This window comes from Kocuria sp. CPCC 205231, assembly GCF_040980965.1.
Classification (GTDB): Bacteria; Actinomycetota; Actinomycetes; order Actinomycetales; family Micrococcaceae; genus Kocuria; species Kocuria rosea.
Genome location: NZ_JAVKPP010000011.1, coordinates 88,195 through 109,496 on the forward strand (window position 1 = coordinate 88,195; position 21,302 = coordinate 109,496).

General features: G+C 73.3%; 25 protein-coding genes. 14 read left to right on the forward strand and 11 right to left on the reverse strand.

Annotated elements, in window-relative coordinates:
- Positions 1-287: 287 nt before the first annotated feature.
- A complete protein-coding gene (gene abc-f / locus RF640_RS12635) occupies positions 288-1,886 on the forward strand; it encodes a ribosomal protection-like ABC-F family protein (protein WP_368828045.1) in 1,599 nt (532 codons plus the stop codon).
- Positions 1,887-1,907: 21 nt separating this feature from the next.
- Here abc-f and RF640_RS12640 read toward each other — a convergent pair whose 3' ends face one another.
- The 3 genes from RF640_RS12640 to RF640_RS12650 are packed head-to-tail and all read right to left on the reverse strand — an operon-like array spanning position 1,908 to position 3,718.
- Positions 1,908-2,894 (reverse strand): SURF1 family protein, encoded by a 987-nt coding sequence (locus RF640_RS12640; RefSeq protein WP_035923958.1) that lies wholly within the window; start codon positions 2,892-2,894, stop codon positions 1,908-1,910.
- Positions 2,891-3,169, reverse strand: coding sequence for a hypothetical protein (locus RF640_RS12645; RefSeq protein ID WP_095651523.1), 279 nt, complete (start codon positions 3,167-3,169; stop codon positions 2,891-2,893). Before RF640_RS12645 ends, RF640_RS12640 begins: the two co-directional genes overlap by 4 nt.
- A 54-nt stretch (positions 3,170-3,223) precedes the next feature.
- A complete protein-coding gene (locus RF640_RS12650) occupies positions 3,224-3,718 on the reverse strand; it encodes a DUF3099 domain-containing protein (RefSeq protein ID WP_052132716.1) in 495 nt (164 codons plus the stop codon).
- A gap of 176 nt (positions 3,719-3,894) precedes the next feature.
- Here RF640_RS12650 and RF640_RS12655 point away from each other — a divergent pair, with 176 nt between their 5' ends.
- From RF640_RS12655 to RF640_RS12665, 3 genes are all read left to right on the forward strand, one after another.
- Positions 3,895-4,623: a beta-ketoacyl-ACP reductase gene (locus RF640_RS12655; protein WP_017834285.1), complete on the forward strand. Its 729-nt coding sequence runs from the start codon at positions 3,895-3,897 to the stop codon at positions 4,621-4,623.
- 45 nt (positions 4,624-4,668) lie between these two features.
- A complete protein-coding gene (locus RF640_RS12660; RefSeq protein WP_035923957.1) occupies positions 4,669-5,427 on the forward strand; it encodes an SDR family oxidoreductase in 759 nt (252 codons plus the stop codon).
- A gap of 216 nt (positions 5,428-5,643) precedes the next feature.
- Positions 5,644-6,153: an SRPBCC family protein gene (locus RF640_RS12665; RefSeq protein WP_109244224.1), complete on the forward strand. Its 510-nt coding sequence runs from the start codon at positions 5,644-5,646 to the stop codon at positions 6,151-6,153.
- A 17-nt stretch (positions 6,154-6,170) separates the two neighbouring features.
- Here RF640_RS12665 and RF640_RS12670 read toward each other — a convergent pair whose 3' ends face one another.
- A complete protein-coding gene (locus RF640_RS12670; protein ID WP_017834359.1) occupies positions 6,171-6,563 on the reverse strand; it encodes a VOC family protein in 393 nt (130 codons plus the stop codon).
- A gap of 37 nt (positions 6,564-6,600) precedes the next feature.
- Entirely contained in the window at positions 6,601-7,017 is a 417-nt protein-coding gene (locus tag RF640_RS12675; protein WP_035923955.1) for a VOC family protein, read from the reverse strand.
- Between the two features lie 107 nt (positions 7,018-7,124).
- Between RF640_RS12675 and RF640_RS12680 the strand changes: the two genes are divergently transcribed.
- Positions 7,125-7,679 (forward strand): dihydrofolate reductase family protein, encoded by a 555-nt coding sequence (locus RF640_RS12680; RefSeq protein WP_176337718.1) that lies wholly within the window; start codon positions 7,125-7,127, stop codon positions 7,677-7,679.
- Here RF640_RS12680 and RF640_RS12685 read toward each other — a convergent pair.
- On the reverse strand, positions 7,637-8,437 hold the full coding sequence (locus RF640_RS12685) for an amidohydrolase (RefSeq protein WP_368828051.1): 801 nt from the start codon (positions 8,435-8,437) through the stop codon (positions 7,637-7,639). The genes RF640_RS12680 and RF640_RS12685 overlap by 43 nt on opposite strands.
- 111 nt (positions 8,438-8,548) lie before the next feature.
- Here RF640_RS12685 and RF640_RS12690 point away from each other — a divergent pair, with 111 nt between their 5' ends.
- A complete protein-coding gene (locus RF640_RS12690) occupies positions 8,549-8,959 on the forward strand; it encodes a hypothetical protein (protein WP_368828053.1) in 411 nt (136 codons plus the stop codon).
- 54 nt (positions 8,960-9,013) lie between these two features.
- On the opposite strand, the gene RF640_RS12695 is transcribed toward RF640_RS12690, so the two are convergent.
- From RF640_RS12695 to RF640_RS12715, 5 genes are all read right to left on the reverse strand, one after another.
- Entirely contained in the window at positions 9,014-9,289 is a 276-nt protein-coding gene (locus RF640_RS12695) for a helix-turn-helix transcriptional regulator (RefSeq protein WP_095651514.1), read from the reverse strand.
- Between the two features lie 41 nt (positions 9,290-9,330).
- Positions 9,331-9,996, reverse strand: a complete 666-nt coding sequence (locus RF640_RS12700; protein ID WP_017834353.1) for a response regulator — start codon at positions 9,994-9,996, stop codon at positions 9,331-9,333.
- On the reverse strand, positions 9,993-11,792 hold the full coding sequence (locus tag RF640_RS12705; protein WP_052132715.1) for a sensor histidine kinase: 1,800 nt from the start codon (positions 11,790-11,792) through the stop codon (positions 9,993-9,995). Before RF640_RS12705 ends, RF640_RS12700 begins: the two co-directional genes overlap by 4 nt.
- A gap of 111 nt (positions 11,793-11,903) precedes the next feature.
- A complete protein-coding gene (gene serB, locus RF640_RS12710; RefSeq protein ID WP_017834351.1) occupies positions 11,904-12,833 on the reverse strand; it encodes a phosphoserine phosphatase SerB in 930 nt (309 codons plus the stop codon).
- 46 nt (positions 12,834-12,879) lie between these two features.
- On the reverse strand, positions 12,880-13,578 hold the full coding sequence (locus RF640_RS12715) for a FadR/GntR family transcriptional regulator (protein WP_017834350.1): 699 nt from the start codon (positions 13,576-13,578) through the stop codon (positions 12,880-12,882).
- Between the two features lie 206 nt (positions 13,579-13,784).
- On the opposite strand from RF640_RS12715, the gene RF640_RS12720 reads away from it, so the two are divergent.
- The 8 genes from RF640_RS12720 to RF640_RS12755 all read left to right on the forward strand — a co-directional run bounded on the left by RF640_RS12720 (position 13,785) and on the right by RF640_RS12755 (position 21,251).
- Entirely contained in the window at positions 13,785-15,167 is a 1,383-nt protein-coding gene (locus RF640_RS12720) for an SLC13 family permease (protein ID WP_368828056.1), read from the forward strand.
- A gap of 53 nt (positions 15,168-15,220) precedes the next feature.
- The gene (locus RF640_RS12725; protein ID WP_229586553.1) at positions 15,221-16,513 is read left to right on the forward strand and encodes a CoA transferase; all 1,293 of its coding nucleotides are present in this window, start codon (positions 15,221-15,223) and stop codon (positions 16,511-16,513) included.
- Complete coding sequence (locus RF640_RS12730; RefSeq protein ID WP_052132714.1) at positions 16,510-17,433, forward strand: enoyl-CoA hydratase/isomerase family protein; 924 nt, start codon at positions 16,510-16,512, stop codon at positions 17,431-17,433. The genes RF640_RS12725 and RF640_RS12730 overlap by 4 nt, the downstream gene beginning before the upstream one ends.
- A gap of 60 nt (positions 17,434-17,493) precedes the next feature.
- Positions 17,494-18,279 carry an ABC transporter ATP-binding protein gene (locus tag RF640_RS12735; RefSeq protein ID WP_031283465.1) on the forward strand — a complete coding sequence of 262 codons (786 nt, stop codon included), beginning with the start codon at positions 17,494-17,496 and terminating at the stop codon, positions 18,277-18,279.
- 9 nt (positions 18,280-18,288) lie between these two features.
- On the forward strand, positions 18,289-19,158 hold the full coding sequence (locus tag RF640_RS12740; protein ID WP_051063812.1) for a sulfite exporter TauE/SafE family protein: 870 nt from the start codon (positions 18,289-18,291) through the stop codon (positions 19,156-19,158).
- Positions 19,159-19,277: 119 nt separating this feature from the next.
- Complete coding sequence (locus tag RF640_RS12745) at positions 19,278-20,081, forward strand: RNA methyltransferase (RefSeq protein ID WP_109268975.1); 804 nt, start codon at positions 19,278-19,280, stop codon at positions 20,079-20,081.
- 127 nt (positions 20,082-20,208) lie between these two features.
- The gene (locus RF640_RS12750; protein ID WP_167508885.1) at positions 20,209-20,763 is read left to right on the forward strand and encodes a hypothetical protein; all 555 of its coding nucleotides are present in this window, start codon (positions 20,209-20,211) and stop codon (positions 20,761-20,763) included.
- A gap of 227 nt (positions 20,764-20,990) precedes the next feature.
- Positions 20,991-21,251, forward strand: coding sequence for a type B 50S ribosomal protein L31 (locus tag RF640_RS12755; RefSeq protein WP_017834341.1), 261 nt, complete (start codon positions 20,991-20,993; stop codon positions 21,249-21,251).
- The last annotated feature ends 51 nt before the right edge of the window (positions 21,252-21,302 follow it).

Here is a 21,302-nt window from a genome sequence, read left to right on the forward strand (position 1 = left end):
GAAATACTGGAAGGAGACTGACCAGTTGACGTCGGACACTACCCAGCGACGGCCCCGCCGAGAAGAGTCCGCCCGGAGTCGGGCGATTGTGTCGGGCGAATGTGTCAGCCTCCGGGCCCGGGCCGCGCAGAAGATGCCCCGGAGAAGGCGCCCGTCCGGCACGTGAGCAAGAACGCGGACCCGGCCCGCTGGGCGGGGTGCCGCCGCGGAACGAGGACCGGTAGAATGGACAGGTTGCCCGGTCAGGGCACCCACTCCCCACCACAGCCTCCCGAAAGGTCTCCTCCGTGATCACTGTCCAGAACCTCGAACTGCGTGCCGGTGCGCGGCTGCTCATGGACGAGGTCAACTTCCGGGTGGACAAGGGGGACAAGATCGGCCTGGTCGGGCGCAACGGCGCCGGCAAGACCACGATGACCAAGGTCCTCGCCGGGGAGACCCTGCCCGCGGGCGGGACGGTCACGCGCACCGGGGCCATCGGCTACCTCCCGCAGGACCCCAAGGTCGAGGACATGGAGCAGCTGGCCCGGGACCGCATCCTCTCCGCCCGCAACCTCGCGGGCGTCGTCGCCCGCCTGCGCCAGGCCGAGCAGGACATGGCCTCCGAGGACGACGTCGTGCGCAACAAGGCCATGCGCGGCTACGACCGGCTCGAATCGGAGTTCCTCGCCGGCGGCGGCTACGCCGCGGAGTCCGAGGCCGCGACGATCACGTCCAACCTGGACCTGCCCGAGCGGATCCTCGACCAGCCGCTGCGCACCCTCTCCGGCGGGCAGCGCCGTCGCGTGGAGCTGGCCCGCATCCTGTTCTCGGACGCCGACATCATGCTCCTCGACGAGCCCACCAACCACCTGGACGCCGACTCCGTGGTGTGGCTGCGGGACTTCCTGAAGAACTTCCAGGGCGGGCTGCTGGTGATCAGCCACGACGTGGAGCTGATGGAGATGGTGGTCAACAAGGTCCTGTACCTGGACGCCAACCGCTGCGTCATCGACCTGTACAACATGGGCTGGAAGAACTACCTGCTGCAGCGCGAGCAGGACGCCCACCGCCGCAAGCGCGAGTACGCCAACGCGGAGAAGAAGGCCACCGCGCTGATGGACCAGGCCAACAAGATGCGCGCCAAGGCCAGCAAGGCCGTGGCCGCCCAGCAGATGATCAAGCGCGCCGAGCGGCTCATGAACGGCCTCGAGGGCGAGCGCCAGGCGGACAAGGTCGCGAACATCCGCTTCCCGAAGCCCGCCGACTGCGGCAAGACCCCGCTGACCGCCCGGGACCTGTCCAAGTCCTACGGCTCGCTCGAGATCTTCAACGACGTGGACCTGGCCATCGACCGGGGCTCCCGGGTGGTCATCCTCGGGTTCAACGGCGCCGGCAAGACCACGCTGCTGCGGATGCTGGCAGGGGAGGCCCGGCCGGACACCGGTGAGGTGGTCCCGGGGCACGGCCTCAAGCTCGGCTACTTCGCCCAGGAGCACGACACCCTGGACCCGGACCGGACGGTGCTGGAGAACATGCGCTCCGCCGCCCCGGACCTCGCCGACACGGAGGTACGCAACGTCCTGGGCTCGTTCCTGTTCCAGGGCGACGACGTGTCCAAGCCGGCCGGGGTGCTCTCCGGCGGCGAGAAGACCCGCCTGGCGCTGGCGACCCTCGTGGCCTCCTCCGCCAACGTGCTGCTGCTCGACGAGCCGACCAACAACCTGGACCCTGCCTCCCGCCGGGAGATCCTCAACGCGCTGCGCACCTACGAGGGCGCGGTCGTGCTCGTCTCTCACGACGAGGGCGCGGTCGAGGCGCTGGACCCCGAGCGCGTGGTGATCCTGCCCGACGGCACCGAGGACCTGTGGAGCCAGGAGTACCAGGACCTCATCTCCCTCGCCTGACGGCGGGCGCCCCTCGCGACGTCAGTCGCGGGCGGCGGAGGTGCGCTCGCGCTCCAGAGCGTCCAGCATCGCGTCCTCCTCGTCCTCCCACGTGGGGCCGGAGCGCCGGCGCTGCGGCCGGGGGCGCATGAGCGACTTGAGGTGGGCCGGCATGTCGTCGGCCATCTCGAGCTGGCGGACGACGAGCTCCTCGTCGCCCTCGCCGATGTAGTTGCCGTCCTCGTCGTAGAACCGTGCGAGCCGACGCTCCATCTCCTGGGCGAACTGGCGGTCCCAGGCGTCGTTGCGGGCCTGCTGCCGGGCGGCGTAGCCCCAGGCCACGAAGAACAGCGCCGCGAACGCGTACCACTGCAACGAGTAGGACAGGTGCGGCCCGGAGTCGATCTCCGGCTCCGGAGCCGGCGCGGGGGCCGCCGCGGGGGCCGGGTCCTCGGCGAGGACCTCGCCGTAGGCCGCCGTCCCGATCGGCCGGTCCCAGCGCTCGCGCAGCTCCTCGAGGTCGATCGAGGCGATCTGGCCCGCGGGGGCGCCGCGGCTGACGGACGGCTCCCCGGGCTGGAGCCGGGCGGTGACCGTCACCCGGCCGGCGGGCGGGGCCGGCACCTCGTCCGGCATCCCGTTGGCCGCCTCACCCGTGGGGATCCAGCCGCGGTCGAGGACCACGACGTCCCCGTCCTGCGTGCGGAACGGGACGAGCACCTCGTAGCCGACGCGTCCGTCCTGCGGCCTGTTGCGGACCAGCACCTGGTCCTCGGGCAGGTACTCGCCCGTGAGCTCGACGGGGTGCCAGGTGAGGCGCTCGTCGTGGACGGCGAACTGCTCGGCGGCGGCCGCACCGGTCAGAGGCTCGGCGCGGTAGTTCTGCGTGATCTTGGCGTTCTCGCCGACCAGGTGGTCGTTGCGGTCCATCTGCCAGCCGCCCAGGTACACCGAGACCACGGCGGCGGCGCAGGCGAGAAGGAAGAAGCCTAGCCACTTGCCGCTGAGCAGGAAACGGTAGTCGTTCATCCCCGGCGCTCCTGCGCGGGGCCGGCGTCGGCGAGGGGGACGGTGTCCTTCCAGAAGCCGCGCGCGCCGAGGAACTGCTCGAGGTCGCCGCGGTGCTCGGGGCACGCCAGCCACGTCTTGCGGCGCTCCGGGGCGTGGATGCGCGGGTTGTTCCAGCGGATCTGCCACGCGGCGTCCGCACGGCAGCCCTTGCGGGAGCACTGCGGGGTGTCGGGCCCGGCCGGGGGAGCGTCGGCGCCTCGCGGGGACAGCGATCCGAGCAGGTCGAACTCCACGGCGGTCGTGCTCCTCAGGGTCTTCGGCGGATCCCGGTACGGCCCGCGGCGGGCTCAGGCCGCTCCGCGGCGCCGGGTGGTGTCGTCCTCGACAGTAGCGGAGGAAGCCGGGTCCCCGCTGGGAGCGGTCGTGCTCCCGCGGCCGTCCGGGACGGGGTCGTCCTCGCGGTGCCCGGCGACGAACTCGCCCTCGAGCACGAAGTCGATCGCCAGGGGCGCGGCCGGCGGCCGCGGCTCGGGGGCGGCGGCCAGCGCCGGCGCGGCGGGCGGCTCGTAGTACTGGCTCGTCCGGGCGGAGCGGTCGTTGCTGTTGGCCAGCAGCACCGCCATCCACGGCAGCACGGCCACGCCCAGGATCGCGACGCCGCGCACCCAGATGTTGTCGACCGCGACGAACACGATGAGGCACACGATGCGCAGGCCCATCTGGATGCTGTAGACCTTCATCCGGTGGCCCATGTCCTGCGTGTGCGGCTCCGCGGTGGCGGTGATCGAGTGGACGTCGTCCTGGCCGGCGGCCTCGCCGGTCGTGAGATAGCGCTTGCTCATGGTCCTCCCAACAGACGATCGAGTATCTCACCGGGGTCCGACATCGAGAAGGCGGTCCTCCGGGGCTGCCGTCCGGTCGCCCGCGGCGACCGGTACGATTGGGGGGATTTCCCCGCGGGCCGGCGCCGACCGGCGTGCCGCGCACCCGCGACCCACGACCGAAAGGCCCCCTCCCCATGGCAGACGAGCAGCGCAGCCCGGCCCCCCGCACCGTCCTCGTGACCGGCGGCAACCGCGGGATCGGACGGGCCATCGCCCAGGCGTTCCAGGACGCCGGGGACAACGTGGCCGTCACCTACCGCTCCGGCGAGGCGCCCGAGGGCTTCTTCGCGGTGCAGGCCGACGTCACCGACTCCGCGTCGATCGACGCCGCGTACAAGGCCGTCGAGGCCGAGTTCGGCCCGGTCGAGGTCGTCGTGGCCAACGCCGGGATCACCCGGGACACCCTGCTGCTGCGGATGAAGGAGCAGGACTTCCAGGACGTCGTGGACACCAACCTCACCGGCGCGTTCCGCGTGGTGCAGCGCGCCGCCAAGGGATTCATGCGCCTCAAGCGCGGGCGCGTGGTCCTCATCTCCTCCGTGGTCGGGCTCTACGGCTCGCCCGGGCAGGTCAACTACGCCGCGTCCAAGGCCGGTCTGGTCGGCATCGCCCGGTCGATCACCCGGGAGCTGGGCGGGCGCAACGTGACCGCCAACGTCGTCGCCCCCGGGTTCATCAACACGGAGATGACGGCGGCGCTGCCGGAGGACACCCAGAAGAACTACCTCGCCTCGATCCCGGCCGGCCGGTTCGCCGAGCCGGAGGAGGTCGCCGCCGTCGTGCGCTGGATCGCCTCCGACGAGGCGAAGTACATCTCCGGCGCCGTCATCCCCGTGGACGGCGGCCTCGGCATGGGCCACTGAGCCCCGCCGCCCCCTGATCCCCGCACGTTCCACCGAAGGAGCACCATGAGTTCACTTGCAGGCAAGACCGCCGTCGTCACCGGGTCCTCGCGCGGCGTCGGCGCCGACACCGCGAAGCTGCTGGCCGGGGAGGGCGCCAACGTGGTCGTCAACTACCGGCAGAAGGCGCCCCGCGCCAACAAGGTCGTCAAGGAGATCGAGGCGGCCGGCGGGAAGGCCATCGCCGTCCAGGCGGACATGACCGAGCCCGAGGACGTCCGCAACCTGTTCGCCCGCGCCGTGGAGGCCTTCGGCGGGGTGGACGTGCTCGTGCTCAACGCCTCCGGCGGCATGGAGACGGACCTCGGTGAGGACTACGCGCTCAAGCTCAACCGGGACGCGCAGAACGACACCCTCAGCGCCGCGCTGGAGCACCTGCCCGAGGGCGGGCGCGTGGTCTTCGTGACCAGCCACCAGGCGCACTTCATCAACGACGTCGAGACCATGCCGGAGTACGTGGAGGTCGCCAAGTCCAAGCGCGCGGGTGAGGACGCCCTCACCGCCCGCATCCCGGAGCTGACCGGGAAGGGCATCACGTTCGTGGTGGTCTCCGGCGACATGATCGAGGGCACCGTGACCGCGACCCTGCTCAACCGGGCCCGTCCGGGGGCGCTCGAGGAGCGCCGCGAGGCCGCCGGCAAGCTCTACTCCGTGCAGGAGTTCGCCGAGGAGATCGCCCGCATGGTCACCGCGGACGTCCCCACCGGGCACGTCGAGCTCGTCGGCGGCGCCGACGACTTCCTGGCGAAGGCCGGTCGCCGCTAGGCCCACGGCCCCCGACGACGGCGGGGCGGGCGCCCTCCCGGGTGACCGCCCCGCCGCCGTCCCTGCCGCCACCGGAGCCCGCGGCGGCGTGAAACCGTCCGCAATGTGACGCCGTCCGCCCTCCGGGGGTGCTAATCATGGACTCCACGGCACGAGGCCGATCGCGCCTCGGCCAGGAGCACCTCCGCGCGGTGCGGAGCCGAGCGAGGAGCCACCATGACCCCACAGCCCACCGGACGCCTCGACCCCGGCGGTCACCTCGTCCTCACCCGCACGTTCCGCGCCCCCGTCGAGGAGGTCTGGGCCGCGGTGACGGACCCCGCCCGGCTGGCCCGGTGGTACGGGACGTGGAGCGGTGACCCGGCCACCGGGCGCGTCGAGGTGCTGCTGACGGTCGAGGACCTGGACGAGCCCGAGCCCCTGCTGATCCGCCGCTGCGACCCGCCCCGGCACCTGGCGCTCACCCTGGGCACGGCGGCCGACGCCTGGCGCGTGGACCTCGACCTCCAGGACGAGGACGGCACCACCGTCCTGCGGCTCACCCACCGGTACCCGGACCCCGACGAGGTGGAGTCGGTCGGGCCCGGCTGGGAGTACTACCTGGACCGGCTCGTGGCCGCCGAGACCGGCGGGGACCCGGACGCCGTCGACTTCGCCCGGGACTACCACCCCGCGATGTCCGGGCACTACCGGCCGCTCGCCGAGCAGCTCCGGGCCCGGGACTGATCCCCGCCGGACGGGTCTCACCCGGGGTGGGGGCTCGCGATCTGGATGAGGTTGCCGCAGGTGTCGTCGAGCACCGCGGTGGTGTACGGGCCCGAGACCGTGGGCTCCTGGACGAAGTGCACGCCGCGCTCGCGCAGCCGCTCGTACTCCGCCCGCACGTCCTTGACCCCGAAGCTCGTGAAAGGGATGCCGTCGGCCACGAGCGCGGCCTTGAACGGCCCCACGGCGGGGTGCTCGGAGGGCTCGAGCACCAGCTCGACGCCCTCGGGCGCCTGGGGCGAGACCAGGGTGAGCCAGCGGGCGCCGCCGGCGGGGACGTCGTGCTTGACCATGAAGCCGAGCTTGCCGGTGTAGAACAGCAGCGCCTGCTGCTGGTCGTCGACGAAGACGCTGGTGTGGGTGATGCGCATGGGACGCTCCTTCTCGGGTCGGGCGGCGCGGGGCGCGTCAGGAGCCGGCGTCGCCCACGCTGAACATCCAGTGGATGCCGAACCGGTCGGTGCACATTCCGAACAGACCGCCCCAGGGGGCCTCCTCGAGCGGCATCGTGACGGTCCCGCCCGCGCCCAGTGCCTCCCACCAGCCGCGCATCACGGACTCGTCGTCCCCGCTCACGGAGACCGAGACGTTCTCGCCGACGGCCAGGTCCATGCTGTTCGGGGTGTCGGCGGCCATCAGGACCATGCCGGTCCCGGTGGTGAGCATCGAGTGCATCACCTTGTCCTGCTCCGCGGGGTCGTCGCTGGCCCCGTACTCGCTGAACCGGCTGACCGACAGCTCCCCGCCGAACACCGAGCGGTAGAAGGTCATCGCCTCCTCTGCCGTGTCCCGGAACGAGAAGTAGGGATTGAGCAGCATGGGCATGGCCGGGCCTTCCGCGTCGATCGGTCGATGCTCCCATCATGACGCCGTCCGCGGCGCGGGGGAAGCAACCCTGGGAAGCCGCCGGAGGGGTGCGTAACCTGGTGCGCATGAGCAGAACGCAGTACTACGTGGCGGCCAGCGCCGACGGGTACATCGCCGACCGGGAGAACCACCTCGACTGGCTGCTGCAGTACGGCTTCGAGGCCTACCAGGAGCACTACGACGCGTTCCTGGGCGACGTCGGCGCGCTCGCGATGGGCGCGAGCACGTACGAGTTCGTCCTCGACCAGGGGGACTGGGCCTACGGGGACCTGCCGGTCTGGGTCTTCACCCACCGCGAGCTGCCGCGGCCGGCGGGGGCGGAGCCGACCTTCGTCAGCGGACCGGTCACGATGCACGCCGAGGCCCTGGTCGCCGCCGCGGGCGAGCGGAACCTGTGGGTGGTGGGCGGCGGGAAGCTCGCGGCCCAGTTCGCGGACGCCGGTCTGCTCGACGAGCTGTGGCTGACCTACATGCCGATCGTGCTGGGCGGAGGACATCCCGTCCTGCCGACCGCAGCGGCGCGCGACCTGCGGCTCCAGCGCACCACCCACTTCGAGGGCGGCGCCGTGGAGCTGCGCTACGTCCTGGAGGGCCCGGACCGGCAGGTGTGGCCGGAGTAGCCGCTCTCCGCCGCCGCGCGCGGCAGCCCGTACCAGGCCGCGGCGTTGTCGTGCAGCACGGCCGCCGCGGCGCCGGCGCCCAGGGTCTCGGCGACCAGCGCGACGTCCGCGTCCCGGAACGGGCGCTCCGCCCGGGTGCTCGGCAGATCGGTGCCGAAGAGCAGGGCGGTCGGGTCCACGGCGTGGATCCGGCGCAGCGCGTCCGGCACGTCGAGGTCGACGCGCCCGAACCCCGTGGCCTTGACCTTCACGCCCCGCTCGACGAGCTCGAGCAGCCGCGGCAGCCCCGCCGCGCTCATGCCGAGGTGGTCGACGCCGGCCCGCGGCAGGCGCCGCAGCACGGGGGCGAGGTGCTCCAGCGCGGCGGCGTCCGCGTAGAACTCGGCGTGCCACCCGGCGAGGTCGTGCACCCGCCGGGCGAGCCGCTCGATGCCGGCAGGGTCCGCGTCGGCGCCGCGGCGGAGGGTGAAGCGCACCGCCCGCACCCCGGCCCCGTGGAGCTCGCGCACCTGCTCGTCCGGGACGGCGGGCGGCAGCTGGGTCACGCCGACGAATCCGGGGCCGAGCTCCGCCAGCGCCGAGTGCAGCCACTCCTGGGCGTGGCCCTGGAAGGAGCCGCTGACCACGGCCCCGCCCGCCACGCCCAGTTCCCGGACCCTGCGCCGGTAGTCCCCGACCGTGAAGGTCGGCGGCAGGTACCCCTGGTTGGGTACCAGCGGGAACCGCGGGTCGACCACGTGCAGGTGGGCGTCGATCATGCGGTCATTCTGCCCGAGACCGTGGGGCGGTGCGCGGGGGCGGGCCGGTCCGGCGGCGCGACCGGGGTGGCGCCCACCCTCGTTGCTTCCGCACACATACACTGCATGCCTGTGACCACCACTGTCCTGACCCCCGACCACGTGCTCCAGGCCGCCGAGGAGGCCCTCGACCGGGCCCGGCGCAGCTACGCCCGGAAGCTGCTGCGCCTGGTGGCCGCCGAGCTGGCGCGCCGCCACCCCGACGCGGTGCGCCTGGACGTGCTCGGTCACGACGGTGACCAGGAGTTCTTCGTCGACGCCCTGCGCGACGCCGCGGGCGACTACGTCTGGGGCGACCCGGGCTGGGTCGTGGTGGTGCGCGAGACGGCCGACGACGAGCTCGGCGGCACCGTCACGGTCGCCGCGCGGGACGTGCGCGAGCTCGTGGGCCGCGCCCTGGACGCCTACGCCGGACCGCTGGAGCGGCTGCTGCACCACGACGAGCAGAGCGACACCTACTGGCTGGACCTGACCGCGCCCTGACCGGCCCCGGGACCGTCCCGGCCGGGCGCGGCGACCGTGCCCGGGCGGTGCGGATCACTCCTCGTAGGGGGGCCACAGGCTGACCCCCAGCCGCACCTCGAGGCGGGCGATCGTGTACCCGTCCGGCCAGACGTGCCCGTCCAGGATCCGGGACAGCGCCGTGTGGTCGACACCGGTGAGCGCCCCGAGCTCCCGCAGCGTCCGGGACCCCGCGGCCGCCCGTAAATTCAGCGCGAACAGCCTCGCCCGCTCCGCCACCGGGTCGCCGCAGATCTCGTCCGGCCAGGAGAGACACTGGTCCTGTGGTTCCGGTCGCACCCTGCTCGCCATGGCGGGCAGTCTAGGGACCGGCCCTGAGCATGAACCTGGGATCAGGAGGCCGCGGGCCCGTAGCGGTGCTCCGGGCGGCCCGTGCTCCCGTAGCGGAGCTGGATCTCGACCGACCCGTCCTCGGCCAGTGCGGAGAGGTAGCGCTGGGCGGTGGCCCGGGAGATGCCGACCTTCCGGGCGATCTCCGCGGCCGAGAGGGGCACCCCGGCCTCCAGGGCCGCCAGGACCGAGCCCTCCGTCGCGGACCGGGTGCGCTCGCCGGGGGAGGCGGTCTCGCCCGGGTGCAGGGCGTGCAGGGCGCGGTCCACGGTCTCCTGCGTCAGCGCGTCCCGGTCGGTGAGCAGCCGGCGGTACCGGGCGTAGGCCCGCAGGGTGCGCGCCAGCCGCTCGTTCGGGAACGGCTTGATGAGGTAGGCGAGCGCGCCGCGGCGGACGGCGGTCCGCACGGAGGCCGGGTCGGCCGCCGCGGTGAGCATGATGACGTCCACGTCGAGGGCCCGCAGCAGGTCCAGGCCGAGCGCGTCGGGCAGGTAGACGTCCAGCAGCACGAGGTCGGGCTGGTGGGCGTGGACGGTGCGCATCGCCTGCTCGGCGGTGCCCACGGGGGTCAGCGCCGTGAAGCCCGGCACGGCGTTGACGAAGCCGGCGTGCAGCCGTCCCACGTGGAAGTCGTCGTCGACCACGAGGACCACCAGGTCGTCGCTCATCCTGCACCTCCTGATCTGCCGGCGGACCGTTCGCCGCCGACGTCGGCCCCGGGCCCGGGGTCGCGGACCACGGTACCGGGCAGGCGGGCGCAGAAGACGGCTCCCGGCCCGCCGGGGCGTCCGGGATCGGCCACCCACACCTCTCCGCCGCGCCGGCGGGCCAGCTCCCGGCTCAGGGACAGGCCGAAGCCCTGGCCGTGGACGTCGGGCAGCACGGCGAACGGCGCTGCGCCCTCGTCCCCGGATCCGCCGGCGGGAACGGCGGTGGACCAGCCCTGGGCGAAGATCGGCTCGGGGTCCGCCACGGGGAGCCCGTCGCCGGAGTCGGCCACGACGAGGTGCAGGGTGCCCTCCCCGCCGGTCCAGTCGTCGAGCAGCTCGACCTCGACCCAGCGGTCTCCCGCCGCGCCCTGGACGGCGGCGCGGACGGCGTTGTCCACGAGGCTGCCGATCACGGTGGTGACGTCCTGCGGGTCCGTGATGCGGCCGCGGACGAGGGTGTCGGCGCCGATGCGCAGGCTCACGCCGCGCTCGGCGGCCTCGACGCTCTTGGCCCCCAGGAACGCCTGCAGGTAGGGGTCGCGCAGCAGCTGGGCCCCCTCGGCGGGGTAGCTGAGGGGGCCGGTCTCGGTGACCTCGGCCACGTACCGGCGGGCCTCCTCGGCGTCGCCGATCGCGAGCAGCCCCGCGATGGTGTGCAGGCGGTTGGCGAACTCGTGGCGCTGGGCGCGCAGGGCGGTGCTGAGGGCGCCGACGGCGTCGAGCTGGCGGGTCAGGGACTGCAGCTCGGTGCGGTCCCGGATCAGGACCACCCAGCCCAGCGGGGGCAGGCCCGGGCGGTCGGGCCGGACGGCGCGGGCGGAGAGGATCAGCACGTGCCGGCCGACGACCTGCTCCACGGCCGGGGACGCGGGGGTCGCCGCGGCGAGCAGCGCCGCGAAGGACGCCGGCAGGCCCGCCTCGGCCAGCGGGGTCCCCACGAGCCGGGCGGGCTCCGCCACACCCAGCAGCCGTCCCGCCTCGGCGTTGACCACGGTGATGCGGTGCTCGGGGGAGATGCCGATGACGCCTTCGTCGACCCCGCGCAGCACCGCCTCCTGGTCCTGGGCGAGCGTGGCGATCTCCTCGGGCTCCAGGCCGAGGGTGAGGCGCTTGAGCCGGCGCGCGATCGCCGCGGAGGCGGCCGCGCCGAGGCCGAGGGCGCCCACGGCGGTGGCGGCCACGGGGGTGATGTCCTCCCGCAGGGTGGCGAGCATGTCCGTGCGGGAGATCCCCACGCTGACGGCGCCCACCACGGCGGCGTCCGTACCCGGGGCGTACACCGGGACCTTGGCCCGGGCGGAGCGCCCCAGGGTGCCGCGCTCCTGGCTCGTGACCTCCCGCCCGGCCAGGGCCTCGGTGGGGTCCGTGCTGACGGGCCGGCCCAGCTGCTCGGGATTGGGGTGGGAGAGCCGCAGCCCGGTGTCGTCGGTGATCACCACGAAGAGGGAGTCCGTGCGGTCGCGGACCTCCTCCGCGGCGGTCTGCAGGGCGCCCCCGGACAGCACCTCCGGGTCGAGGTCCGCGGGACCGGCGTCGAGCAGGTCCGCCACGCCCGCGCGGACGTCGTCGTCGGCGGCGACCGACCGGGCGATGGACAGCGCCTGGCCCTCGGCGTCGCGGCCCAGCCGCTCGTAGGTCAGCCAGGCGTAGACGCCCCCGCACAGGGCGACGACGAGGGTCACCACGGCGAGGTGCAGCAGCATCATCCGGGCCAGGAAGCCGGGGCGCTGCCGGGGCGCACCGGGTGCCGTCACTGTCTCTCCTCGGGGCCGGGCGCGGTCTCGTGCTCGAGGGCCGCGCGTGCTGCATCCCACTCTACGACCCGGGTCGGCCGCCGGGAGCGGGGTCCCGGCGGGGGCGGGGGATCAGAGGTCGGCGAAGAACCGGACCGCGTCGAGGTTCGGCAGGTTGACCTGGGCGTCGGCGGCCGCGCGCAGGGCGGGCTTGGCGTTGTAGGCCACGCCGAGCCCGGCGGCCGTGAGCATGTCGAGGTCGTTGGCGCCGTCGCCCACGGCGATGACGTCCTCGGGGGCGACGTCGAGCTCCTCGGCCCAGGTCCGCAGGCACCGCTCCTTGACGGTGCGGTCCACGACCTCGCCGAGCACCCTGCCGGTGAGCGTGCCGTCGACGACCTCGAGGGTGTTGGCCGCGTGCCGGGTGAGCCGCAGCTGCTCGGCGAGCGGGGTGAGGACGCCCAGGAAGCCGCCGGAGACCGCCGCCACGGCGTGCCCCTCCCGCAGGAAGGCCTTGACGAGCACGTCCGCGCCGGGGGAGAGCCGGACCGCGGCCAGGACCTCGTCGAGCACGGACGCGGGCAGCCCGGCGAGGGTCTCGACGCGCGCGAGCAGGGACTCGGCGAAGTCCAGCTCCCCGAGCATGGCCGCCCGGGTCACGGCGGCGACCTCGGCCTCGCGCCCCGCGTGGGCGGCGAGCATGTCCACCACCTCCTGCTGGATGAGCGTGGAGTCGACGTCCATGATGAGCAGCTTCTTGCGCCCGGGGTCGAAGAGGGTGGTCGGCACCACGTTGACGTCCACGCCCGGCAGCATCTGGGTCAGCGGGTCGGGGCGCAGGGCGGCGAGCAGGGCGGTCGCGTCGGAGCCGTGCACGAGCGCGGTGAAGGCGTTGTAGCCGGGGACCTCCGAGTCCGGCCCGGCCGAACCGGGGCCGGTGACCCGCACCGTGGAGAAGCGCTCGACCTCGGCGCCGGCGTCCTGCACGAGGGTGAGGATGCGCTCACGGGCCTCAGGGTCCGGATTCTGGGCAAACGCGATGACGGCGAGGTCGGTGGTCATGTGCGCCAGCTTATCGGCAGGCGCGGGCAACGGCCGACCGGGGCCCTCACTCGGGGCGGAGCACCGCGACGTCGGAGACGAGTTCGATGTGCTCGGCCATCGCGCGGGCCGCCCGCTCGGGCTCCCGGTCGCGGATGGCGTCCACGATCGTCCGGTGGGACTCCAGGGACCGTTCGGGGCGGCCCTGCTGGCTCAGGGACTCGATGCGGGTCTCCCGCACGAGTCCGGAGATCTCGGTCATCATCCGGGCCAGGACCGAGGAGTGGGCGGCGGCGGTGACCGCGGCGTGGAACAGCTCGTCGCCCTCCAGTCCGCGGCCGCCGCCGGCGATGTCCTGCGCCATGAGCGCCAGGGCGTGCTCGATGGCGGACAGGTCCTCGGGGGTGCGCCGGGCCGCGGCCAGGGCGGCGATCTTGGTCTCCACGGCGCTGCGGGCGTCGACGATGTCCGGCAGCCGATCGGCGTGCTCGCGCAGTCCCCGCAGCACCACGGCGCTGGAGGGCCGGTAGCGCAGCACCGCCCCGCTGCCGTGCTGCACGTCGATCACCCCGAGCACCTCCAGGGCCACCAGGGCCTGGGCGACGGTGGCGCGGGAGACGCCCAGGCTGTCGGCGAGGTCCCGCTCCGGGGGGAGCCGGTCGCCGGTCTCGAGCCGGTCCTGGATGACGTGGTCCAGCAGCCGCTCCACCACCTGCTCGTAGAGCCGAGGGCGTTCCACCCGGTCGATCCTGTTGGGCCCTGCCATGTCCGTCCTCCCCGGTCGCACGGCGCCGGAGCGTCCCGGCGGCGCGGCACCACCCAGTGGCGTCCGGCCCCTATGCTAGCCCAACGATTGACAAGGACCCCTAGTGTCCTATTGGCTAGTCCAAAACTGGCGGTGTGATCCACACCACTGTTCCCGCAGGAGCTCCACCCTCACCGGCGGGACCGTCCTCGTCCGAAGGAAGACCCATGGGCCCAGAAGTGCTCTCCATCATCATCCTGGCCGCGATGTTCGTCGTGGCCACCGTCCTGCCCGTCAACATGGGGGCGCTGGCCTTCGTGGGCGCGTTCGTGCTGGGGGTGTTCGTCCTCGGGATGGACACCGACCAGATCCTCGAGGCGTTCCCCGGCGGGCTGTTCCTCACCATCGTGGGGGTGACCTATCTGTTCGCCATCGCCCAGAAGAACGGCACCGTGGACCTGCTCGTGCAGGCGGCGGTGAAACTGGTGGGCAGCCGGGTCGCGCTGATCCCGTGGATCATGTTCTTCATCACTGCCGTGATCACCGCCGTGGGCGCCCTGTCCCCGGCCGCCGTGGCGATCATCGCCCCGATCGCGCTGAGCTTCGCCGCCAAGTACAAGATCAATCCCCTGATGATGGGCATGATGGTCATCCACGGCGCCCAGGGCGGCGGCTTCTCGCCGATCTCCGTCTACGGAGTGACCGTCAACGGCATCGTCGCCGGGGCCGGCCTGGACGTCAGCCCCACCGCGGTGTTCCTCTCCAGCCTGGTCTTCAACCTGCTGATCGCCGTGGGCCTGTTCGTGACCCTCGGCGGGCGCGGCCTCGTCTCGGCCCGCGCGGAGGACTTCGTGGAGCGGGCCTCCGAGGCCCGCCTGTCCCGCAGCCGGGTCGCCGCCGGGCACGCCGGGGACCGGGACGTGGACTTCAAGGGCTTCGGCTCGGGCATGTACGGTCCCCGCGACCCGGCCGGATCCTCCGAGCCCCCGGTCCGGCGCGAGGGCAGGGACGGACTGCTCCCGCAGGCCGCCACCATCCTGGGCCTGGTCGTACTGGCCGTCGTCGCCCTGGGCTTCGGCGTGGACGTGGGCTTTGTGGCCGTCACCGTCGCCGTCGTCCTGGCCCTGGTCTCCCCGAAGGCTCAGAAGGGCGCGGTCAACAAGATCGACTGGTCCACCGTGCTCCTGCTCGGCGGCATGCTCACCTTCGTCGGCGTGCTGCAGGAGGCGGGCACCATCGAGTACGTCTCCAACGGCGTGGCCGGCCTGGGGATGCCGCTGCTGGCGGCGCTGCTGATCTGCTACATCGGCGCCGTCGTCTCCGCCTTCGCCTCTTCGACCGCCATCCTCGCCGCGCTCATCCCCCTGGCCGTGCCCTTCCTGCTCGCGGGCGAGGTCGGGGCCACCGGGCTGATCTGCGCCCTGGCCGTGGCCTCGACCATCGTCGACGTCTCCCCGTTCTCCACCAACGGCGCGCTCGTGCTGGCCAACGCCCCCGCCGACGTGGACCGCGACGTCTTCTACAAGAAGATCCTCGTCTACGCCACCGGCGTGGTCGTCATCGGCCCGCTGCTGGTCTGGGCCGTGATGGTCGCCCCCGGCTGGCTGTAGCCCGCAGCCCCGCCCCGCCGATGCCCACCGACCCGATCACGGAGGAACCCGCCATGACCGACATCCAGCCCGCCACCGGCACCCCGCCCCGCACCGACCCCCAGGAGCCCTCGCCGTCCGGCGGCCCCCTGGCCGGCACCCTCGTCGTGGACCTGTCCCGTGCCCTCGCCGGCCCGCACGCGGCCATGATGCTCGCCGACCTGGGCGCGCGGGTCGTCAAGATCGAGAGCCCCGGCACGGGTGACGACACCCGCGGGTGGGGCCCGCCCTTCGTGGGACCCGAGGACGACCCGCAGGCCACGTACTTCCTGTCCTGCAACCGCAACAAGGAGTCCGTGGCCCTGGACCTCAAGTCCGAGGACGGCGGTCAGGTGCTCCGGGCGCTCGTGGAGCGCGCCGACGTCCTGGTGGAGAACTTCCGGCCCGGGGTGCTGGACCGGCTCGGCTTCTCCGTCGAGGAGCTGCACCGCCTGAACCCCCGCCTGGTGGTGCTCTCCATCACCGGCTTCGGCCACGACGGACCGGAGTCCCGGCGCTCCGGCTACGACCAGATCGTCCAGGGCGAGGCCGGGCTCATGTCGCTCACCGGTTCCGGCCCGGACGACCCCCAGCGGGTGGGCGTGCCCATCGCCGACCTGCTGGCCGGGATGAACGGCGCCTACGGCGTGCTGGCCGCCCTCTACGAGCGCGAGCGCACCGGGGCCGGGAAGGTCGTGCGCACCTCCCTGCTGTCCTCGGTGGTCGGGGTGCACGCCTTCCAGGGCACCCGCGCCACCGTGGCCCACGAGGTGCCGCGGGCCCAGGGCAACCACCACCCCTCCATCGCGCCCTACGGCCTGTTCGCCTGCCGCGGCGGGAAGGTGCAGATCAGCGTGGGCAGCGAGAAGCTGTGGCGCACCTTCGCCGGGGCCTTCGGGATCGACCCCGACCGGCCGGAGTTCGCGACCAACGCCGACCGCGTCCGCAACCGCCCGGCCGTGATCGCCGCCGTCGAGGAGGCCTTCGCCGCGCACGGTCCCGAGGAGCTGCTGGAGCTGCTGGCCGGGATCGGCATCCCGGCCGGGAAGGTCCGGACCCTGGACGAGGTCTACGCCTGGGAACAGGTGCGCTCGCAGGGGCTGGTCGTGGGCGTCGACCACGAGGTCCTCGGTCCCGTCGAGCTGCCCGGACCCGCGGTGCGGTTCTTCGCCCCCGGCGACACGGACGAGACGACACGGCGGGACCACGCCGCCCCGCCCGTGCTCGACCAGCACGGTGCCTCCGTCCGCGACTGGCTCGCGGGCACCGCGACCGGGGCCGGCCCCACCGGGAACACCACCGACCCGAAGACGGAGGCCCTCCGATGACCGCTCAGCCCCTCCCCGAGATGTCCACCGGCGCCCTGGAGGTCCGGCGGGAAGGACCCGTGGCCTGGGTGGTCCTCGACCGCCCCGACCGGCGCAACGCGCTGTCCCCGGCGATGTGGGCGGCCCTGCCCGGCGTGCTGGAGAAGCTGGACGCCGACCCCGGCGTGCGGGTGATCGGGCTGCGCGGGGCGGGCGGGGTGTTCTCCGCCGGGGCCGACATCGCCGAGGTGTTCGAGTGCCTGGGCGAGCCCGGCACCGGGCTGCCCCGCGGCGGGCTGCTCACCGAGGCCGAGGCGGCCCTGGCCGCGGTGCACAAGCCCACCGTGGCGGCCCTGGAGGGGTACTGCATGGGCGGGGCCTGGATGCTGGCCGGCGCCTGCGACCTGCGCATCGCCACGGCCTCCCTGCGCATCGGACTGACCCCGGCCCGGATCGGCATCGTGTTCCCGGCCTCCGGGATCCAGCGTCTGGTCCGCCTGGTGGGCCCCGGCACGGCCTCCTACCTGCTGCTCACCGGCGACACCGTCACCGCCGCCGACGCCGAGCGGTGGGGCATGCTCACCCGCGTGGTGGAGGACGCCGGCTTCGAGTCGGCCCTGGAGCAGGTGGTCACGGACCTGGCGGGGCGGTCCCAGCTCTCCGTGCAGGCCCACAAGCACCTGATCGCGCTCGCCTCCCCGGACGAGGGCGAGGCGGCCGGGTTCGGCGCCGACGAGATCTCCGAGGCCCTGTTCCGGGAAGTCCTCGACGGACCCGACGCCCGCATCGGGCAGCGGGCGTTCCTGGCCAAGGAGACGCCCCGCTTCCGCTGGGCCGGGGAGGACTTCTGGGCCGCCCGCTCCGGCGCCGCCGGGAGGGGCAGGGAGCACCGCGCGTCGATCATCCGTGGGCGGTGGCCGCGCCGCTCCGCCCGTCCCTGACGGGGTGCGTGCCGCACCGGCACGCCGGTGCGGCGCTCCGCGTGTCCTAGAGTGGCGGGTATGAGTGCTGTGGTGGAGATGGTGGACGTCAGCGTGGTCCGCGGACAGAAGACCCTGCTGGATTCCGTGGACTGGGTCGTCAACGAGGGCGAGCGCTGGGTCATCCTCGGCCCCAACGGCGCCGGCAAGACCACCCTGCTGTCCATCGCGGCCGCCCGCCTGCACCCCTCCCGGGGCATGGTCGACATCCTGGACGAGATCCTCGGCGCGGTGGACGTGTTCGAGCTGCGCCCCCGCATCGGGCTGACCTCCGCCGTGCTCGCCACCCAGATCCCCGACGCCGAGTCCGTGCGCAACTGCGTGGTCACCGCCGCGTACGGGGTGACGGGGCGGTGGATCGAGAGCTACGACGACGCCGACGAGGCCCAGGCGCAGGAGCTCATGGCCGCGTGGGGGATCGAGCACCTGGCGGAGCGCCGCTTCGGCTCGCTCTCGGAGGGGGAGCGAAAGCGCGTCCTGATCGCCCGCGCCCTGATGACCGACCCCGAGCTGCTGCTGCTCGACGAGCCCGCCGCCGGCCTGGACGTGGGCGGGCGGGAGGACCTGGTGGCCCGGCTGGACGAGCTGGCCCGCGACGGGGCGTCCCCGGCGATCGTCATGGTCACCCACCACCTCGAAGAGGTGCCCGACGCCTTCACCCACGCACTGCTGCTGCGCGAGGGCCGGGTGGTGGCCGCGGGCCCCGTCCGCACCGTCATGACGCAGAAGAACCTCTCCGAGACCTTCGGCCTCCCGCTGAAGCTGGTGAAGGTCGGCAACCGCTTCGCCGCGTTCGGCCGGTCCTGACCCGACGTGGTGCCCGACACGCTCGCAGCCCTCGCCGCGGACTTCCCGTTCGAGTGGTGGCAGGCCGCCCTCATCCTGCTCGCCGGCGTCGCCGCCGGACTGATCAACACCATCGTCGGCTCGGGCACCCTCGTCACCTTCCCCGTGCTCGTGACCATGGGCGTCCCGCCCGTGACCGCGTCCATGTCCAACGCGATGGGCCTGATCGCCGGCAACCTCACCGGCGCCTGGAACTACCGCCACGAGCTCGCGGGCGTGGAACGGACCCTGCTCAAGCTCATCCCCTGCTCCGCGCTCGGCGGGGTGATCGGCGCGTGGCTGCTGCTGCACCTGCCCGAGGAGGTCTTCGGCTACGCCGCGCCGGGGCTGATCGTCGTCGCCCTCCTGTTCGTGGTCTTCCAGCCGCGGCTCCAGGCTCTGGTGCGCCGGCGCAAGGACGAGCAGGCCGAGGCCGCCGCCGCGGCGGCCCGGGCCCGGGGGGAGACCCCCCGCACCCTCGACCCGGACCGGGCCCCGCAGCCCGCGTCCCTGTACGTCCTGGTGTTCCTGGCCGGGATCTACGGCGGGTACTTCGTGGCCGCCCAGGGCGTGCTGCTGCTCGGCATCCTGGGCGTCTTCCTGCTCGCCTCGCTGCAGGCCGCCAACGCCGTCAAGGTGGTGCTGGTGGCGGCGGTGAACATCGTCGCCGCCGTGTCCTACATCCTCTTCGCGTTCGACCGGATCAACTGGTGGGTGGTGCTGCTCATCGCCCTCAGCTCCACGGTGGGCGCCTGGGCGGGGGCCAAGATCGGCCGCCGGCTCTCCCCGGTCCTGCTGCGCACCGTGATCGTGGTGCTCGGCGTCGTGGCCCTCGTGAGCCTCGTGTCCCAGCTGCTCTGAGACCGGCCGGGCCCCGGACGGGCTCCGGCTACCATTCGGGGCGGACCCCCTCCGCGGCCCCGACCCCGCCCGCCTCGAACCCCGACCCCGAAGAGACCCCCGTGACCGACCTCCCCCAGATGATCCGCCTCGACAGCGCCGACGACCCCCGGGTGGCCGACTACGCCCGCCTGACCGACGTCCGGCTGCGGCGCAAGCTCGAGCCCGAGCGCGGCATGTACATCGCCGAGTCCTCCAAGGTGCTCCGCCGGGCGCTCGCGGCCGGGCACACCCCCCGGTCCTTCTTCATGGCGGAGAAGTGGCTGGAGGACCTCGCGGACGTCCTCGCCGAGCACCCGGACGTGCCCCTGTACGTCGGCCCGGACGAGGTGCTCGAGCAGATCACCGGCTTCCACCTGCACCGCGGGGCGATCGCGGCCATGCAGCGCCCGGAGCCGGTGGAGCTGGAGCGGCTCCTGGCGTCGTCGCACCGGGTGGCGGTCCTCGAGGACATCGTCGACCACACCAACGTGGGGGCGATCTTCCGTTCGGCCGCCGCGTTGGACGTCGACGCCGTGCTCGTCACCCCGCGCTGCGCCGATCCCCTGTACCGGCGCTCCATCCGGGTCTCCATGGGCACCGTGTTCCAGGTCCCGTGGACCCGGCTGCAGCACTGGACGGCCGACCTGCAGCGGATCAAGGACGCGGGCTTCACCACTGCGGCGCTCGCCCTGAGCGACGACTCGATCACCCTCCAGGAGCTGTCGGCGCGCCGCGACGAGCGCCTGGCCCTGGTCCTCGGCACCGAGGGGGACGGGCTGAGCGCCGCCGCCGTCCACCACGCGGACCTCACCGTGCGGATCCCGATGTCCCACGGCGTGGACTCCCTCAACGTCGCCGCCGCCTCGGCCGTGGCCTTCTGGGAGACCCGGCCCTGCCGCTGACGCCCCGCCCCATAACGATTGCTGACCCAGTTCACCCTCACCTGGAGACTTAGCATTCGGAAAGGCGGATCATGGGAGCACCCGCTCGAGCCCACCGGGGCCCGAGGGGTCTTGGAGAAGGTGCATCATGAAGAAAGTCATCTCATGGCTGGCGGCACTCGTGCTGGCCATGGGGCTGGGGCTCATCGTCCCCGGCAGCGCGAACGCCGCGGCCCCGTACTGCGGCATCACGTGGGGATCGGGGGCCAAGGCCCGCAGCGGTGAGGCGACCACGCCCCGCTACCCCCACGTCACGGACGTCCGGGCGGGGCAGCACCGCTGCTTCGACCGGATGGTGATCGACCTCGACGGCAGGCTGCGGGGCTACGACGTGCGCTACGCCCGGTTCACGGGCATCGGCTCCGGCGACCCCATCCCCCTGCGGGGGACCGATCTGGTGATCACGGCCAACGCCCCCGCCTACGACGGCAGGGGCAGGCCCACCTACGAGTTCGACGACCGGCGGGAGCTCGTGGACGTCGCCGGCTACCGCACGTTCCGCCAGGTCGCGTGGGGCGGCAGCTACGAGGCCCGGACATCGGTCGGCCTCGGCGTGCGCGCGCGGCTGCCGTTCCGGGTGTTCGTCCTCGACGGGCCGGGCCGGGGGTCGCGGCTCGTCGTGGACGTCGCCCACCGGTGGTGAGGCGCCGCGGCCGGGGCAGCGGCGCGGGGGGGGAACGGCAAGCACCGGGCCCCCCCGCGCCGCGGGACGGCGGGTGAATTTCCACCGGCGATCCGGTACGCTGGACCGCTGGTGCCCGATGCCCCCGCCCTTCCCGGACCGCGCGGACGGACGACGACGGCGCACCGCCCACCGAGCGAAACCGTGGCTGGCAAAATCCAGGCACCGACGACAAAGGTTTGAACCCCATGAAGACTGACATCCACCCGGACTACCACCCGGTACTCTTCCGCGACCTGGCCTCCGGCAAGACGATCCTGACCCGTTCCACCGCCACCTCGAAGAAGACCGAGACGTGGGAGGACGGCAACGAATACCCGATCATCGAGGTCGAGATCTCCTCGGAGTCCCACCCGTTCTACACCGGCAAGCAGCGCATCATGGACTCCGCCGGCCGCGTGGAGCGCTTCAACGCCCGCTTCAAGAACTTCGGCAAGTCCAGCAGCTGATCTCCGTCCCGCTCGCGGGGCCCCGCACGATCGCCCGCAGGCCCGGACCGC

What these genes read in the sequence shown, in the direction of transcription:
- RF640_RS12695 (WP_095651514.1), bottom strand. Translation starts at nt 9,289, where the DNA reads ATGGCGAGCAGGGTGCGACCGGAACCACAGGACCAGTGTCTCTCCTGG.
- RF640_RS12700 (WP_017834353.1), bottom strand. Translation starts at nt 9,996, where the DNA reads ATGAGCGACGACCTGGTGGTCCTCGTGGTCGACGACGACTTCCACGTG.
- RF640_RS12675 (WP_035923955.1), bottom strand. Translation starts at nt 7,017, where the DNA reads ATGCCCATGCTGCTCAATCCCTACTTCTCGTTCCGGGACACGGCAGAG.
- RF640_RS12685 (WP_368828051.1), bottom strand. Translation starts at nt 8,437, where the DNA reads ATGATCGACGCCCACCTGCACGTGGTCGACCCGCGGTTCCCGCTGGTA.
- RF640_RS12745 (WP_109268975.1), top strand. Translation starts at nt 19,278, where the DNA reads ATGATCCGCCTCGACAGCGCCGACGACCCCCGGGTGGCCGACTACGCC.
- RF640_RS12680 (WP_176337718.1), top strand. Translation starts at nt 7,125, where the DNA reads ATGAGCAGAACGCAGTACTACGTGGCGGCCAGCGCCGACGGGTACATC.
- RF640_RS12650 (WP_052132716.1), bottom strand. Translation starts at nt 3,718, where the DNA reads ATGAGCAAGCGCTATCTCACGACCGGCGAGGCCGCCGGCCAGGACGAC.
- RF640_RS12655 (WP_017834285.1), top strand. Translation starts at nt 3,895, where the DNA reads ATGGCAGACGAGCAGCGCAGCCCGGCCCCCCGCACCGTCCTCGTGACC.
- RF640_RS12640 (WP_035923958.1), bottom strand. Translation starts at nt 2,894, where the DNA reads ATGAACGACTACCGTTTCCTGCTCAGCGGCAAGTGGCTAGGCTTCTTC.
- RF640_RS12715 (WP_017834350.1), bottom strand. Translation starts at nt 13,578, where the DNA reads ATGGCAGGGCCCAACAGGATCGACCGGGTGGAACGCCCTCGGCTCTAC.
- serB (WP_017834351.1), bottom strand. Translation starts at nt 12,833, where the DNA reads ATGACCACCGACCTCGCCGTCATCGCGTTTGCCCAGAATCCGGACCCT.
- RF640_RS12730 (WP_052132714.1), top strand. Translation starts at nt 16,510, where the DNA reads ATGACCGCTCAGCCCCTCCCCGAGATGTCCACCGGCGCCCTGGAGGTC.
- RF640_RS12755 (WP_017834341.1), top strand. Translation starts at nt 20,991, where the DNA reads ATGAAGACTGACATCCACCCGGACTACCACCCGGTACTCTTCCGCGAC.
- RF640_RS12725 (WP_229586553.1), top strand. Translation starts at nt 15,221, where the DNA reads ATGACCGACATCCAGCCCGCCACCGGCACCCCGCCCCGCACCGACCCC.
- RF640_RS12720 (WP_368828056.1), top strand. Translation starts at nt 13,785, where the DNA reads ATGGGCCCAGAAGTGCTCTCCATCATCATCCTGGCCGCGATGTTCGTC.
- RF640_RS12750 (WP_167508885.1), top strand. Translation starts at nt 20,209, where the DNA reads ATGAAGAAAGTCATCTCATGGCTGGCGGCACTCGTGCTGGCCATGGGG.
- RF640_RS12735 (WP_031283465.1), top strand. Translation starts at nt 17,494, where the DNA reads ATGAGTGCTGTGGTGGAGATGGTGGACGTCAGCGTGGTCCGCGGACAG.
- RF640_RS12665 (WP_109244224.1), top strand. Translation starts at nt 5,644, where the DNA reads ATGACCCCACAGCCCACCGGACGCCTCGACCCCGGCGGTCACCTCGTC.
- RF640_RS12670 (WP_017834359.1), bottom strand. Translation starts at nt 6,563, where the DNA reads ATGCGCATCACCCACACCAGCGTCTTCGTCGACGACCAGCAGCAGGCG.
- RF640_RS12660 (WP_035923957.1), top strand. Translation starts at nt 4,669, where the DNA reads ATGAGTTCACTTGCAGGCAAGACCGCCGTCGTCACCGGGTCCTCGCGC.